Origin of the sequence: Sphingobium sp. LF-16 (genome assembly GCF_003711185.1) — a bacterium.
GTDB lineage: Bacteria > Pseudomonadota > Alphaproteobacteria > Sphingomonadales > Sphingomonadaceae > Sphingobium > Sphingobium yanoikuyae_A.
Genome location: NZ_CP029335.1, coordinates 2,168,522 through 2,183,162 on the forward strand (window position 1 = coordinate 2,168,522; position 14,641 = coordinate 2,183,162).

Annotated in this window: 16 protein-coding genes; 9 read left to right on the plus strand and 7 right to left on the minus strand. The window is 64.4% G+C overall.

Going from position 1 to position 14,641, the window contains the following annotated elements; genetic code table 11:
- Positions 1 to 113: 113 nt before the first annotated feature.
- From gatB to gatC, 3 genes are read right to left on the minus strand one after another with little or no spacing between them, the layout of a single operon-like run.
- Positions 114 to 1,619, minus strand: a complete 1,506-nt coding sequence (gene gatB, locus DIZ22_RS10110) for an Asp-tRNA(Asn)/Glu-tRNA(Gln) amidotransferase subunit GatB (protein WP_010337156.1) — start codon at positions 1,617 to 1,619, stop codon at positions 114 to 116.
- A gap of 1 nt (position 1,620) precedes the next feature.
- Complete coding sequence (gene gatA / locus DIZ22_RS10115) at positions 1,621 to 3,105, minus strand: Asp-tRNA(Asn)/Glu-tRNA(Gln) amidotransferase subunit GatA (RefSeq protein ID WP_048937295.1); 1,485 nt, start codon at positions 3,103 to 3,105, stop codon at positions 1,621 to 1,623.
- The gene (gene gatC, locus DIZ22_RS10120) at positions 3,105 to 3,392 is read right to left on the minus strand and encodes an Asp-tRNA(Asn)/Glu-tRNA(Gln) amidotransferase subunit GatC (RefSeq protein WP_004211845.1); all 288 of its coding nucleotides are present in this window, start codon (positions 3,390 to 3,392) and stop codon (positions 3,105 to 3,107) included. The genes gatA and gatC overlap by 1 nt, the downstream gene beginning before the upstream one ends.
- A gap of 171 nt (positions 3,393 to 3,563) precedes the next feature.
- Here gatC and DIZ22_RS10125 point away from each other — a divergent pair, with 171 nt between their 5' ends.
- From DIZ22_RS10125 to DIZ22_RS10135, 3 genes are all read left to right on the plus strand, one after another.
- Complete coding sequence (locus tag DIZ22_RS10125) at positions 3,564 to 4,688, plus strand: DUF3089 domain-containing protein (RefSeq protein ID WP_122928160.1); 1,125 nt, start codon at positions 3,564 to 3,566, stop codon at positions 4,686 to 4,688.
- Positions 4,689 to 4,693: 5 nt separating this feature from the next.
- Positions 4,694 to 5,167 (plus strand): Holliday junction resolvase RuvX, encoded by a 474-nt coding sequence (gene ruvX / locus DIZ22_RS10130; protein ID WP_048937297.1) that lies wholly within the window; start codon positions 4,694 to 4,696, stop codon positions 5,165 to 5,167.
- A 299-nt stretch (positions 5,168 to 5,466) separates the two neighbouring features.
- Positions 5,467 to 5,631, plus strand: coding sequence for a hypothetical protein (locus tag DIZ22_RS10135; RefSeq protein ID WP_004211842.1), 165 nt, complete (start codon positions 5,467 to 5,469; stop codon positions 5,629 to 5,631).
- Here the strand turns inward: DIZ22_RS10135 and DIZ22_RS10140 are convergent.
- Positions 5,613 to 6,020: a MerR family transcriptional regulator gene (locus DIZ22_RS10140; RefSeq protein ID WP_122928161.1), complete on the minus strand. Its 408-nt coding sequence runs from the start codon at positions 6,018 to 6,020 to the stop codon at positions 5,613 to 5,615. The genes DIZ22_RS10135 and DIZ22_RS10140 overlap by 19 nt on opposite strands.
- Positions 6,021 to 6,087: 67 nt before the next feature.
- On the opposite strand from DIZ22_RS10140, the gene DIZ22_RS10145 reads away from it, so the two are divergent.
- Positions 6,088 to 6,852, plus strand: coding sequence for a MauE/DoxX family redox-associated membrane protein (locus DIZ22_RS10145; RefSeq protein ID WP_048937378.1), 765 nt, complete (start codon positions 6,088 to 6,090; stop codon positions 6,850 to 6,852).
- A 52-nt stretch (positions 6,853 to 6,904) separates the two neighbouring features.
- Here the strand turns inward: DIZ22_RS10145 and DIZ22_RS10150 are convergent, their stop codons facing one another.
- The 3 genes from DIZ22_RS10150 to serB form a co-directional block, all read right to left on the minus strand.
- Positions 6,905 to 8,398 (minus strand): L,D-transpeptidase family protein, encoded by a 1,494-nt coding sequence (locus DIZ22_RS10150; protein WP_048937299.1) that lies wholly within the window; start codon positions 8,396 to 8,398, stop codon positions 6,905 to 6,907.
- 68 nt (positions 8,399 to 8,466) lie between these two features.
- Positions 8,467 to 8,724 (minus strand): hypothetical protein, encoded by a 258-nt coding sequence (locus DIZ22_RS10155; protein ID WP_010337163.1) that lies wholly within the window; start codon positions 8,722 to 8,724, stop codon positions 8,467 to 8,469.
- A 160-nt stretch (positions 8,725 to 8,884) separates the two neighbouring features.
- A complete protein-coding gene (serB, locus tag DIZ22_RS10160) occupies positions 8,885 to 9,823 on the minus strand; it encodes a phosphoserine phosphatase SerB (RefSeq protein ID WP_048937300.1) in 939 nt (312 codons plus the stop codon).
- Between serB and miaA the strand changes: the two genes are divergently transcribed.
- The 5 genes from miaA to ilvC all read left to right on the plus strand — a co-directional run bounded on the left by miaA (position 9,822) and on the right by ilvC (position 14,590).
- The gene (gene miaA / locus DIZ22_RS10165) at positions 9,822 to 10,766 is read left to right on the plus strand and encodes a tRNA (adenosine(37)-N6)-dimethylallyltransferase MiaA (protein WP_048937301.1); all 945 of its coding nucleotides are present in this window, start codon (positions 9,822 to 9,824) and stop codon (positions 10,764 to 10,766) included. The genes serB and miaA overlap by 2 nt on opposite strands.
- Positions 10,767 to 10,870: 104 nt before the next feature.
- Positions 10,871 to 12,622, plus strand: a complete 1,752-nt coding sequence (locus DIZ22_RS10170) for an acetolactate synthase 3 large subunit (protein WP_048937302.1) — start codon at positions 10,871 to 10,873, stop codon at positions 12,620 to 12,622.
- Positions 12,619 to 12,966 (plus strand): hypothetical protein, encoded by a 348-nt coding sequence (locus tag DIZ22_RS10175; protein ID WP_010337168.1) that lies wholly within the window; start codon positions 12,619 to 12,621, stop codon positions 12,964 to 12,966. The genes DIZ22_RS10170 and DIZ22_RS10175 overlap by 4 nt, the downstream gene beginning before the upstream one ends.
- Complete coding sequence (gene ilvN / locus DIZ22_RS10180) at positions 12,966 to 13,481, plus strand: acetolactate synthase small subunit (protein ID WP_004211828.1); 516 nt, start codon at positions 12,966 to 12,968, stop codon at positions 13,479 to 13,481. The genes DIZ22_RS10175 and ilvN overlap by 1 nt, the downstream gene beginning before the upstream one ends.
- A gap of 89 nt (positions 13,482 to 13,570) precedes the next feature.
- Positions 13,571 to 14,590, plus strand: a complete 1,020-nt coding sequence (ilvC, locus tag DIZ22_RS10185; protein WP_004211826.1) for a ketol-acid reductoisomerase — start codon at positions 13,571 to 13,573, stop codon at positions 14,588 to 14,590.
- Positions 14,591 to 14,641 lie beyond the last annotated feature (51 nt).

The following is a 14,641-nucleotide window of genomic DNA, read 5'->3' on the forward strand; positions in this document are numbered from 1 at the left end:
CCGCCCTCGCAGTCGCTTGGTGCAGCAACGTCCAACCATGTGGCTACGACCAAGAAAAAGGGGCGATGGCATCGCCATCACCCCTTCTTTGCCTATCAATTGACGTCCTGCTGTCAGCCGGCGAGCGCCTTCTTGACCAGTTCGTTGACGACCTGGGGGTTGGCCTTGCCCTGCATCGCCTTCATCGTCTGGCCGACGAAGAAGCCGAACAGGGCTTCCTTGCCGCCGCGATACTGCTCGACCTTGTCGCCATTCTTGGCGAGGACATCGGCCACAGCCGCCTCGATCGCGCCAGTGTCGCTGGTCTGCTTCAGGCCCTTTTCCTCGACGATCTTGCCGGGCTTGTCGCCTGTTTCCAGCATGATCTCGAACACCTGCTTGGCGATCGTGCCGCTGATCGTGCCATCGGCCACCAGCGCCAGCAATTCGGCGCCTTCCTCGGGGCTTACCGGGCTTTCCTCAAGGCTCTTGCCAATGCGGTTGAGCGCGCCATACAGCTCCGACAGCAGCCAGTTGGCCGATGCCTTGGCGACCTCGCCCTCGCTCTTCTTCTGGATGCGCGCGCCTTCGGCCAGCAGCGCCTCGAACCAGCGCGCCGTGTCGGCGTCGGCGGTCAGGGTCGCGGCATTATAGGCGGACAGGCCCAGATCCTGGGCATAGCGGCGCAACTTCGCGTCCGGCAGTTCCGGCAGCGACTGGCGGCATTCCTCCAGGAAGGCATCGTCCAGTTCCAGCGGCAACAGGTCGGGATCGGGGAAGTAGCGATAGTCATGCGCATCTTCCTTCGACCGCATCGAACGGGTCTCGTTCCGATCCGGGTCATAGAGGCGCGTTTCCTGCACGATCTTGCCGCCGGCTTCCAGCACGTCGACCTGGCGGTTCGCTTCATGCTCGACCACGGCCATGACAAAGCGGACCGAGTTCACATTCTTGGTCTCGGTGCGGGTGCCGAATTCTTCGCCGGGACGACGCACGGAGACGTTGACGTCGGCGCGCATCGACCCCTGGTCCATATTGCCGTCGCACGAGCCGACATAGCGAAGAATGGTCCGCAGCTTCGAGAGATAAGCCCCTGCTTCGGCAGGCGAACGCATGTCCGGCTTCGACACGATTTCCATCAGCGCCACGCCCGACCGGTTGAGGTCGACATAGGAGCTGGTCGGATGCTGGTCATGCATCAGCTTGCCGGCATCCTGCTCGACATGGATGCGCTCGACGCCGATCACCTTGGTGCTGGCTTCGGGGTTCTTCTCGTCCAGCACGATCTCGATCTGCCCTTCGCCCACGATCGGGTGATAGAGCTGGCTGATCTGATAGCCCTGCGGCAGATCCGCATAGAAATAATTCTTGCGGTCGAAACGCGACCATTTGTTGATCTGCGCGTCGATCGCCATGCCGGTGCGCACCGCCTGGCGGATGCACTCGCGGTTGGGCACGGGCAGCATGCCGGGCATGGCCGCATCGATCAGGCTGACCTGCGTATTGGGCTCCGCGCCGAACGCCGTCGCGGCGCCGGAAAAGAGCTTCGCGTTCGACGTCACCTGCGCATGGACTTCCAGGCCGATCACGACCTCCCACTCGCCGGTTGCGCCCTGGATGCGATAGGTTGATTCAGTCATATTACCACCACTTGTCAGGGCGTGCGCTGAAACCAGCGCGTTCTTCGATTGCGAGCGAGGCGTTCAGCACGGTCTGTTCGTCCAGCGCCTTGCCGATCACCTGCAGGCCGATCGGCAGGCCGGCCGAATCCAGCCCGCCCGGAATCGCCATCGCCGGCAGCCCGGCCAGCGAGGCCGGCACGGTGAAGACGTCGTTCAGATACATGGCCAGCGGATCGGCCTGCTTCTCGCCCAGCGCGAAGGAGGCGCTCGGCGCGGTCGGCGTCAGCAGCAGATCGCACTTTTCGAACGCCAGCTCGAAATCGCGCGCGATCAGCGCCCGCACCTTCTGCGCCTGGGTATAATAGGCGTCGTAGAAGCCGGCCGACAGCACATAGGTGCCGATCATGATGCGGCGCTTCACTTCCGGGCCGAAGCCGGCAGCGCGGGTCGCGGCATACATGTCCTGCAAACCTGCGCCATCGGGCAGGTCGCGCTGGCCATAGCGCACGCCGTCATAACGGGCGAGGTTCGACGAGGCTTCGGCAGGCGCGATGATATAATAGGTCGGCAGCGCATATTTGGTATGCGGCAGCGACACTTCGACCACTTCGGCGCCGGCGTCCTTGAGCCATTCGATGCCGCGATCCCACATGGCGGAGATTTCGGCGTTCAGGCCATCGGGGCGATATTCCTTGGGAATACCGACCTTCTTGCCCTTGAGATCGCTCGACAAATTGGCTTCCCACTGCGGAACCGCCAGATCGAGGCTGGTCGAATCCTTGGGATCGAAGCCCGACATGACTTCCAGCAGGATCGCATTGTCGCGCACGGTGCGCGCCATCGGCCCGGCCTGGTCCAGCGAACTGGCGAAGGCGACGATGCCGAAGCGCGAGCAGCGGCCATAGGTTGGCTTGATGCCGCTGATGCCGGTGAAGGCGGCGGGCTGGCGGATCGAGCCACCAGTGTCGGTGCCGGTCGCCGCCGGGCAGAGCCGCGCGGAAATGGCCGAGGAGGAACCGCCCGACGAACCGCCGGGCGCCAGTGCGGCGTTATCGCCGCCGCCGCGCCGCCAGGGCGAGATCACATTGCCATAATAGCTGGTCTCGTTGGACGAACCCATGGCGAACTGGTCGAGGTTGAGCTTGCCCAGCATGCCCGCGCCGGCCGCCCACAGCTTGCCCGACACGGTCGATTCATAGGTCGGCACGAAGCCTTCCAGCATGTGCGACGCGGCGGTGGTCTGCGTGCCTTCGGTGCAGAACAGGTCCTTCATGCCGATCGGCACGCCAGCCAGCTGGCCCAGCGTCTCGCCGGCGGCCTTGGCCTTGTCGGCCGCGTCGGCCGCTGCCAGCGCCTTTTCGGGCGTCTCGACGATGAAGGCGTTCAGCGCCTTGGCAGCAGCGACATTGGCATTGAAGCCCTCGGCCACTTCGCGCGCCGAAAAATCGCCCGCGCGGAAGCCGTCGCGGATTTCCGCAACCGTCAGATCAGTCAGATTAGTCATTATTCGATCACCTTGGGCACCGCGAAGAAGCCATGTTCGGCCTGCGGCGCATTGGCCAGCACCTTGTCACGCACATTGCCGTCAGTGACGACATCGTCGCGCAGGCGTTGATGGTTGGGGATGACGGCCGTCATCGGCTGCACGCCGGTCACGTCCACCTCGCCCAGCTGTTCCACCCAGCCAAGGATATTGTTGAGTTCGGGCACCATGGCTTCCGCTTCCGCATCCGTCACCGAAATGCGCGAAAGGCTGGCGATCTTTTTCACGGTCTGAAGGTCTATCGACATGGGCCAAGCCGCTAGCACCCGCACCAGTCCGCTTCAAGTGTCCTGCTGCACCATCTGCCATCTTGCATGCGCCCATCTTGCATGCCCCCATCTTGCATGACTGCCGCGCATGGGCCAGACAGGCCGCACGAAGGCGGGGCGATCCCCGCACAGGGATGGAGACGAGAGCAAGTGGCCCGCAAATTCCTCTATATCGTCGCCGGCCTGGTCGTGCTGGTGCTTGCGATGCTGCTCGCCTATCGCATCTGGGGGATGCAGATCATGCGGGCGGTGATGGTCCCGCGCGAAGCGTTCCAGCCGCTCCAGCCCCTGCCCGCCAACGCCTATGACGATCCGAAAATGTGGATCGCCCGCCCCGACCTGACCAAGGACAATCCCGCGCTCTGGACACCACAAGGCGCGGCCAGGCTCGCGCCGCCTGCGCAGAAGGCCGCGGTCTTCTTCATCCACCCGACCAGCTATGTGACGCCGCTTGGCAATGCCCATTGGAATGCACCGCTGGACGATGCGGAAAGCAATGCAACCGCGCGCCGCTTCGTGCTCGGCCAGGCCAGTGCCTTCAGCGCCGCCGGCAATGTCTGGGCGCCGCGCTATCGCCAGGCCAATTATGGCGCCTTCCTCACCACCGGGGCAGAGGGCGACCAGGCGCTCGCAGCCGCCTATCGCGACGTGACCCAGGCCTTCGCCGCCTTCCTCAAGGCCAATCCCACCGGCCCGCTGATCCTCGCCGGCCACAGCCAGGGGTCACGCCACCTGCTGCAACTGGTGCGCGAACAGGTGGCGGGCAAGCCGGTCGCTGACCGGGTCGCCGCCATCTATGCCGTGGGCTGGCCGATCTCGGTCGAGGCCGACCTGCCTGCATTGGGCTTCCCCGCCTGTGCCAGGCGGGATCAATCGCACTGCATCGTCAGCTGGCAAAGCTATGCCGAACCGGCCGATCCGTCCGCCGTGGTCGAAAGCTTCGAGCGCAAGCAGGGCCTCAATGGCCAGCCGCGCAAGGGCACGCACATGCTCTGCACCAATCCGATCACCGGCACCTTCAACGGCAATGCGCCCGCCAGCGCCAATATCGGCACGCTCGACGCCCGAGCCGCCGACAAGCCGGCTCATCTGGTCGCCGGCATCGTCCCTGCCCGCTGCGACACCAGCGGCGTGCTGATGATCGGCGAGCCGGTCGACATGGGCCCCTACACGCTGCCGGGCAATAATTATCATGTCTATGATTACAGCCTGTTCTGGGGCAATGTGCGCGACGACGCCCGCCAGCGACTGGCCGCTTTCACCAAGACACACTGAGACCCATGAAACTTGTCACGACTGACCGCGCGGAATTTCGCGCAGCCCTGCCCGAGGGCGGCCGCCTGATCGGCATGGATGTGGGGACGAAGACGATCGGTCTTGCCCTGTGCGATGCCCAATGGTCGATCGCCAGCCCCGCCTACACCGTCAATCGCGGCAAGTTCAGCAAGGACAAGCCGGCGCTCGAAGCCTTCATGGCGCGGCAGCAGGTCAAGGGCATCGTCATCGGCCTGCCGCTCAACCTCGACGGCACCAACAGCCCGCGCAGCCAGGCGAGCCGCGCCTTCGCCCATAATGTGGCGGATATCGGCCTGCCCGTGCTGCTCTGGGACGAGCGCTGGTCGACCCAGGCCGTCACCCGCACCCTGCTGGAGGCGGACGCCAGCCGCGCCCGCCGCGACGAACTGGTCGACAAACTCGCCGCCAGCTACATCCTTCAGGGCGCGATCGACGGCCTCGTCGCCGGGCTGGAATAGGCACGCCTGTCCTACAACGTCCCGCCCCGCTACATTCCCGGCGGCTCTTTCCCATCGTGATCCCACGCCGCTTTCCGATAGGATCAGCGGAACGCAACATAATGTCAGAATGTGCGGGAAATATGCGAAGTTAAGCGTGCGATTTCCAACAGTCATCCCGCCCAGCGCGCGCTGCCGGAGTTGCATATATCTGAAGTAACAGCGTTAAAGCGCCGTTTACGTGATCGCGCTCACGGATTGATCGTTGCGAAAGCGATATTCCCTGCCCTGCAGTCGAACGGAAAAGGGCGGACGGATCAATGACCGAAGGCAAGAGTCCGGAAGATATCTGGCACATCATCAGCGAACAGCGGCGCATGATGCGCGACCATTTTCGCCGTGATCCCACCAGCTACTCGGTGCGTCGGGAAATGTCGCGCCGGCAGATGGCGCAGAAGCAGGACGATCAGACGCAGGACGTCTGAGCGCAGTCCTCGAACGCCGCGATGATCGGGCACGGCCCTTCATCGGAGGCATGGCATTGCCGGGCCAGCCGCGTCAGCGCCGCCCGCGCCGCCTCCAGTTCCGCGATCTTCACATCCAGCGCCGCGATCCGATCGGCCGCCAGCTCGCGCGCCCGCTTGCGATCCTGCCCGGCATCGAGCTGCAGCAGTTCGCCAATCTGTTCCAGCGTGAAGCCCGCCGCCTGCGCCGACCGGATGAAGCGCAACCGCCGCACGTCGCTCTCGCCATAGCGGCGCACGCTGCCCTCCGGCCGATCGGGCGCATCCAGCAGGCCGCGCCGCTGGTAGAAGCGCACCGTCTCCACCCCGACATCGCCCGCGCGGGCCAGTGCGGAAATTGTCATGCTCATGCCTTGACTCCGTACCATGGTACAGACCCTATATGAGGGGCATCGCAGCGTAAACAAGGATGATGCAATGTCCCCAGCCTCGGGAAATCCGGCCCCGGAAAAGCCGGCCCAGCTCTACCGCATGGTGATGCCCGGCCATGTCTGTCCCTATGGCCTCAAGGCGCGCTGGCTGCTGCGCCGCCATGGCTATCGGGTCGAGGATCATGCCCTTAGCAGCCGGGCCGAGACCGACGCCTTCAAGGCACAGCATGACGTAAAGACGACGCCGCAAATCTTCATCGATGGCCGGCGGATCGGCGGCCATGACGATCTGCGCCGCTTCCTGGGCCTCAAGGTGCCGGTTCCCGGCGCGACCAGCTATGTGCCCGTCCTCGCCGTCTTTGCCGTCGCCGCGCTGCTGGCACTGGCGATCAACTGGCTGACCTTGGCGCCGCTGATCGGACTGCTGACACTCGAACGGTTCATCGCCATCGCCATGATGCTGCTCGCCATGCTGAAGCTGCAGGATGTGGAGCGGTTCGCGACCATGTTCCTCAACTATGACCTGCTCGCCCGCCGCGTCATTCCCTATGGCCGTATCTATCCCTTCCTGGAACTGGGCGCGGGCGCGCTGATGCTGACCGGCCTCGCCCCCTGGCTGTCGATCCCGGTCGCCCTGTTCATCGGCGGCATCGGCGCCGTGTCGGTGTTCAAGGCGGTCTATATCGAGAAGCGCGAACTCAAATGCGCCTGCGTCGGCGGCAGCAGCAACGTGCCGCTCGGCTTCGTCTCGCTCACCGAGAATGTCATGATGGTCGCCATGGCCCTGTGGATGCTGGCAGGCATACACTAATCCAACAACGCGGATGGTTGCCAGCATCCATTGAGCCGGCAGGACGGGGAGATCACTCCCCGTCCCGTCCATAATCGTCGGGCAGGAACTGCACCCCGTCCGCCGTCGGCACCACCGTCAGATAGGTAAGATAGACCGGCACCGGACGGGGCAGCGGCACATATTGTTCGGGCGCGTCGCTCTCTGCGGTCGGCGTCTTGCCGAAGAACCAGCGCCCCAGACGCTGCGCATCCTCCAGCCGGACGCAGCCATTGCTGAAATGGCGCACCGGCTTGGCGAACAGCGCCCGGTCGGGCGTGTCGTGCAGATAGATGCCCAGGTCATTGGGGAACATGAACTTGATCTTCCCCATGGCATTATTGCCGCCGGGCAACTGGCGCACGCGCAATTCGCGCTGCCCCGCTGCCACCGCCTGCCAGTCGATCTCGCTCTGGTTAAGCGTCTGCGCGTCAGCGGTCCAGTCGCTCAACGCCTCATAGCGCATCTTCCTGAGCGTCGCCCCGTCCAGGATCTTGGGGGCGATCTTGCGCTCGACCAGGTCGGGCGGGACATTCCAATAGGGATTGAGCGTCGCATAGCGGATCATGCCCGCCATCATCGGCGTCTGGCTTTCCTTGGCGCCGGCCACGACCTTCATCGATCCGTCCAATTCGCCGCCGCTATAATAATAGAGCCGCGCTGATGCCGCATCGACCTCGACATGCCGCACCCATGGGCCGGGCAGCAGCCGCGCACGCTCCAGATTGAGGGTCAATATCCGGCCATAATGGCCCGGACCACGATTGAGCGCCTCGATCGTCTGCGCGCCGGCAATGCCGTCCGCATCCAGCCCGTGATCGGCCTGGAACAGCTTGACCTTGGCCGCCAGCGCCTTGTCATAATCGACCCCGTCGGGCAGCCCCAACCGATGACGCAGGATCGCGATCTCGCCACTCGATCCGCCCGGCCGCAGCTTGACGTCGGTCGGCACGTTCACCGCCGGCAGGCCGCCCCAGCGCGTTGCATAGGCGCCGCTTGCCGCGCGCAGCTTCATGTAGAGCGGGCTCATCCAGCCCGCCTTCTCGACATAGCTCGCCAGCGACGGCGCGACCGCCGCCGCGCGCAGCACCTCCGCCGCATCTGGCGCCTGCGGTTCCACCTCGGGGTCGAGATAGCGCATCTTCACCGCCTTGGACGGGCGGCGGACATCGGCGACATAGGTGGCCAGCGCCTTCGACAGGGCGACGTCGACCCGCGCAAGCGCCTTGGGGTCGCCCGAGGCATCGGCCTCCTTGATCGCCCGCAACACCCCCCTGGCATCATAGTCGCGCGATCGCAGCCCGTCCTGATCGGCACTGTCGAGCAGCGTCAGCAGCGCTTGCGCCGGTTCGGCGCGGACCTTGCCCTTGTCGCTCCACAGCGGCCAATAGCCGCGCGTGCCATAGAAATCGCGCAGCTTGCCGCTTGCCGCCGACCGGATTTCAGCTGCCACGCTCGACCGCGCCGCCGTGTCGCTGGCAGCCGGCTGCGCAGCCACCATCCCCGGCACGGAACCGGCGATCAGCATGACGAGGATCAGGGAAACAGGATGTCGGGGGGCGCGGCGGAAATGCCGCGCCCGGAAAGGAAGATTGCTCAGCCGCGTTCTCCGGAACGGGGCGGCGCCGGCGGCGGCGGGGGCGGCGGACAGGGCGGTCCCTGGACCGGGTGATAGATGCCATCCGACGTATAATAGCCGTCGACATAGCCATCGCCGTTGCGGTCTGCGGCCACCGTGCCGGCAATCGCGCCCGGCCCGAGCGGCGGCGCGCTGGTCACCGGCGCATCATTTTTCGAGCAGGCGCTCAGCGCCAGCAGGCTACCGGCGACCAGCGCCATTGTCTGGATTTTCATACCATCTCCCTGTGCGCCACGATCCTGTCGCGACGCCAATTGGACCCACTGCCGGGATGCAGTGCGACGACAACGGTTCAGGGGCGAAATGGAATCCATTACCCTTGTGCAATGACGGCAGGGCGTGCCTCAAGCGCGCCCAACCGTTGAGCATATGGGATCAGTCGCGGACCCATTCGGCCGAAGCGATGCCTTGCGCATAAAGCAGCACCGACAGGTCGCCATGGACGATCTCGGCCGCTGCCGCCGCGCGGGTCTTGGGCTTGGCATGATAGGCGACGCCCAGCCCAGCCCCCTCGATCATCGGAATGTCATTGGCGCCGTCACCCACCGCCAGCGTCAGCGCACGGTCGATCCCGCCGTCGATCGCGGCCTCCAGTTCGGTGCGCTTGCGCGCGGCATCGACGATCGGGACGGTGACGGTGCCAAGCAGCGCGCCATCGGCAATTTCCAGCACATTGGCGACATGCACATCGAAGCCGATTTCCGCCGCGACCGGCCCGGTGAAGCGGGTGAAACCGCCAGAAACCAGCAGGGTGCGTGCGCCGCGCGCCTTCATTGTGCGCACCAGTTCGCGCGCACCGCCCATGATCACCACCCGCTCCTCGCGGCACTGGTCGATCGCGCTGTCGGGCAGCCCTTTCAACAGGGCGACGCGGCCATGCAGCGCGCCTTCGAAATCCAGTTCGCCGCGCATCGCCCGTTCGGTGATCTCGGCAATCTGCGGCTTGATCCCGGCATAATCGGCCAGTTCGTCGATGCACTCGACCGTGATCATGGTCGAATCCATGTCGGCGATCAGCAGCGTCTTCTCGCGTGTGGCGGCAGGTTGGACGATCACATCCAAAGCCAAGTCGCGGCCATACCCGCCCTGCGCGATGGAAAGTGCGATCTCTTTGATCGCTCGCGAAATTTCGAGGCAATCCGATTTTTCGACACCGTCCGCCGGTTCAAAGAAGATGTCCGCAGCGATGCCGTCGTCGATCATGGATATGGAGTAACCAGCGCCCGCAGTACAATCGCGATCAAACTGGTGCGCAATTTCGCTGAGCAGGTCGTGGTCCAACCCACCTTTTGCCACTAAGGTCGCGACGAACATGAACACTCCCGCACATATGCCGGGCGAATCCCGCCCACCGGTCGCGCTTATTGCCGGGCCGACCGCCAGCGGCAAGAGCGCGCTCGCCGTCCGCCTGGCCCAGATCGCCGACGGCGTCGTCATCAATGCCGATGCCAGCCAGGTCTATGCCGACCTCGCCATCCTGTCCGCCCGCCCGTCGCAAGAGGAAATGGGCGGCGTGCCCCATCGCCTGTTCGGCCATATCGATGGAGCGGAAGCCTGCTCCGCCGCACGCTGGGCCGCCGAGGCCAGGGCGGAGATCGACGCCACCCATGAAGCCGGCAAGCTGCCCGTGCTGGTTGGCGGCACCGGCCTTTATATACGGACCTTGCTCGACGGCATCGCGCCGGTGCCGGAGATAGACGCCGATATCCGCGCCACCGTCCGCGCCATGCCGGTGGCGCAGGCGCATGAAGCACTGCGCAGCGAAGACCCGGAAGCCGCCGTCCGCCTCGCCCCGGCCGACACCACCCGCGTCGCCCGCGCGCTGGAAGTGGTGCGATCGACCGGCAAGCCGCTGAAGATATGGCAGCAGCACAAGCAGGGCGGCATCGCCGACCGCATCAACCTGTCCCCGATGATCCTGCTGCCGCCCCGCGACTGGCTGATCGAACGCTGCGACCGGCGGTTCGAACAGATGGTCGATCAGGGTGCCGTTGCCGAGGTGGAGGCGCTGCTGCCCCGCAACCTCACCCCCGACCTACCGGTGATGCGGGCGATCGGCGTGCCCGAAATCGCCGCCTGGCTCAAAGGTGACATCGATCGTGACACGATGATGGCGCGTGGCCAGCTCGCCACGCGCCAATATGCCAAACGCCAATATACCTGGTTCTCCAACCAGCCGCCGCAGGACTGGCATCGCGAAAAGAGATCGATTGATGCTGAAATTGCCAATGAATTAGCAATTAAATTACAACAATAGGGGTTGACCACGCATTTTATGTCCTCTAGACGCTGGCGCCTTGCCAATGCGGGCGCGACGGCGCAGACCCGCGAGCCAGCATCTTAAAAAAGAGGAGTTTCATCGTGGCCGAAAAGAGCGGCGCGGACATTTTGGTCGAGTGCCTGGTTGATCTGGGCGTCGAAGTTGTGTTCGGCTATCCGGGCGGCGCCGTGCTGCCCATCTATGACGCGCTCTATAATCACCCCACGATCAAGCATGTCCTAGTGCGCCACGAGCAGGGCGCGACCCACATGGCGGAGGGCTATGCCCGCTCGACCGGCAAGCCCGGCGTCGTCCTGGTCACCTCTGGCCCCGGCGCGACCAATGCCGTCACCGGTATCACCGACGCGCTGCTGGATTCGATCCCGATGATCGTCATCACGGGTCAGGTGCCGACGCAACTGATCGGCACCGACGCCTTCCAGGAAGCGGACACGGTCGGCATTACGCGCCACTGCACCAAGCATAATTATCTGGTGAAGGATCCGGCCAAGCTGGCCGGCATCGTCCATGAGGCGTTCCATATCGCCACCACCGGCCGCCCCGGCCCGGTCGTCGTCGACATTCCCAAGAATGTCCAGATCGCGACCGCGCCCTATGCCCGGCCGGAACTGAAGGTCCATGCCAGCTATCATCCGCAGACCAAGGCGGATGCCGCCGCGATCGATACGGCGGTCGAAATGCTGGCCGCGGCCGAGCGGCCGATCTTCTACACAGGCGGCGGCGTCATCAATTCGGGTCCGCAGGCCAGCGCCCTGCTGCGCGAACTGGCGGCGATGACCGGCGCGCCCGTCACCTCGACCCTGATGGGCCTGGGCGCCTTCCCCGCGTCGTCCGACCAGTGGGTCGGCATGCTGGGCATGCACGGCACCTATGAAGCCAATTGGGCGATGAACCAGGCGGACCTGATCCTGTGCATCGGCGCGCGTTTCGACGATCGCGTCACCGGCCGGCTGGACGCCTTCGCGCCCAACAGCCGCAAGGTGCATATCGATATCGACCGCAGTTCGATCAACAAGATCGTCGATGTCGACGTCCCGGTCGTTGCCGATGTCGGCAGCGCGCTGGAGGACATGATCGCCCTGTGGAAGCAGCGCGGCCATGAAAAGGCGGACCTGTCGGCCTGGTGGGCGCGGATTGCCGAATGGCGTGCCAAGAAGAGCCTGTCCTACCCCGAAAGCGGCAGCGAGATCATGCCGCAAAAGGCGATCGCAGACCTCTACAAGGCCACCCGCGCGACCGGCAAGGACATCATCATCACCACCGAAGTCGGCCAGCACCAGATGTGGGCGGCCCAGCATTTCGGCTTTGAAGAACCGAACAAGTGGCTGACCTCGGGCGGCCTGGGCACCATGGGCTATGGCTTCCCCGCCGCCATCGGCGCGCAGATGGGCAATCCCGACAGCATCAGCATCTGCATCGCCGGCGACGCCTCGATCCAGATGAACATCCAGGAAATGGGGACGGCCAGCCAGTATCGCCTGCCGGTCAAGATCTTCATCCTGAACAATGAATATATGGGCATGGTCCGCCAGTGGCAGGAACTGACCTATGAAAGCCGCTATTCCAACAGCTATTCGGACAGCCTGCCCGACTTCGTGAAGCTGGGCGAAGCCTATGGCTGGACCGGCATCCGCATCGAAGGACCGCAGGAACTGGAGGCCGGCATCCGCCAGATGCTGGAAACCGACGGCCCCGTGATCGTCGATTGCCGCGTGGCAAAGCTGTCCAACTGTTTCCCGATGATCCCGTCGGGTGCGGCCCATACCGAAATGCTGCTCGATCCCAACCAGATCGAAGGCGTCATGTCGGACGAGGCAAAGGCACTGGTGTGACCACCCCCGCCAAGGTCCGCATTTTCGTGACCGAACCCTGGGATTTCGAACGGATCACAGGCACGACCGAACTCACCGGCTGGACCAGCGACCATGCTGACCCCGACAATGAGGAATGGGAAGTGCATCTGGATAGCGGGTTCGAATATCATGGCCTGCAGGTCGATCGGCTGCTGGCCGGCCCACGCTATGTGGGCGAACATCTTCTGCGGATGTTCGACGCGGTGACGGCCTTTCCCGTCCGCCTCGCCCACCCGCAGGACGATGATTGGCACTATGCCTTTATCGGCATGATCTCGCCGCGCCCCGAGCGCGAAGAAATGGAAGACGGGAACAGCATCTGATGCATATCCACGAAGAACAGAGCGAGCGGCACGTCCTGTCGCTGACGGTGTCGAACGAGGCGGGCATCCTGGCCCGCATCGCCGGCCTGTTCACCGCGCGCGGCTATAATATCGACAGCCTGACCGTGGCCGACATTACCGACGATCATGCGATCAGCCGCATCACCATCGTCACCAACGGCCCGCCCAAGGTGATCGACCAGATCATCGCCCAGCTCGATCGGCTGGTGCCGGTCCACAAGGTCACCGACCTGACCGACGCCGGCCCGTTCGTCGAGCGCGAACTAGCGCTGGTCAAGGTCGCCGGCACCGGCGAGGACCGGATCGAGGCGCTGCGCCTGGCCGACGTGTTCCGTGCCAAGGTGGTCGACACCACGATCGAGAGCTTCATCTTCGAGATCACCGGCACGACCGAGAAGATCGACAATTTCGTCGGCCTGATGCGCCAGATCGGCCTGGTCGAGGTCGGTCGCACCGGCGTAGCCGGCCTGATCCGCGGCAAGGAGCCGGCCTGATATTCCATTCCGCGCCGTCACAGGCGGCGTTTCTTTCCACCACTATTGTCTAACGCCCCCTGCATGGGGGGACGAGAAGGGGTTTTCCAATGAAGGTTTATTACGATCGCGACGCAGACATCGGCCTGATCAAGGGCAAGAAGGTCGCCATATTGGGCTATGGCTCGCAGGGCCACGCCCATGCGCAGAATCTGCGCGACTCCGGCGTTGCCGAAGTCGCCATCGCCCTGCGCCCCGGTTCGCCCAGCGCCAAGAAGGCCGAAGGCGCCGGTTTCAAGGTGCTGCCGAACAAGGAAGCCGCCCAGTGGGCCGACGTACTGATGATCCTGGCGCCCGACGAGCATCAGGCCGCCATCTATGAAGCCGACATCAAGGGCAATCTGCGCCCCGGCGCCGCGCTCGCCTTCGCCCATGGCCTCAACATCCATTTCGGCTTGATCGAGGTCCCCGCCGACATCGACGTCATCATGATCGCGCCCAAGGGCCCCGGCCACACCGTGCGCGGCGAATATCAGCGCGGCGGCGGCGTCCCCTGCCTGATCGCCGTCCATCAGGACGCGACCGGCAACGCCCATGACATCGCCCTGTCCTACGCCTCGGGCGTCGGCGGCGGCCGCAGCGGCATCATCGAAACCAACTTCCGCGAGGAATGCGAAACCGATCTGTTCGGCGAGCAGGCCGTTCTGTGCGGCGGCGCCACCGCGCTGGTCCAGGCAGGTTTCGAAACCCTGGTCGAAGCCGGCTATGCCCCGGAAATGGCCTATTTCGAATGTCTGCACGAGCTGAAGCTGATCGTCGACCTGATGTATGAAGGCGGCATCGCCGACATGCGCTACTCGATCTCGAACACCGCCGAATATGGCGACATCAAGACCGGCCCGCGCATCATCACCGAGGAAACCAAGAAGGAAATGAAGCGCGTTCTGGCCGACATCCAGTCGGGCCGCTTCGTCAAGGACTTCATCCTCGACAACCGCGCCGGTCAGCCCGAACTCAAGGCCAGCCGCAAGCAGGCTGCCGCCCACCAGATCGAAAAGACCGGTTCGCAGCTGCGCGCCATGATGCCCTGGATCGGCGCCAACAAGCTGGTCAACAAGGACAAGAACTAAGCCCTTTCGCGCACCGGAAACGGAACGATCCGTTTCCGGTTACGCCTCTGG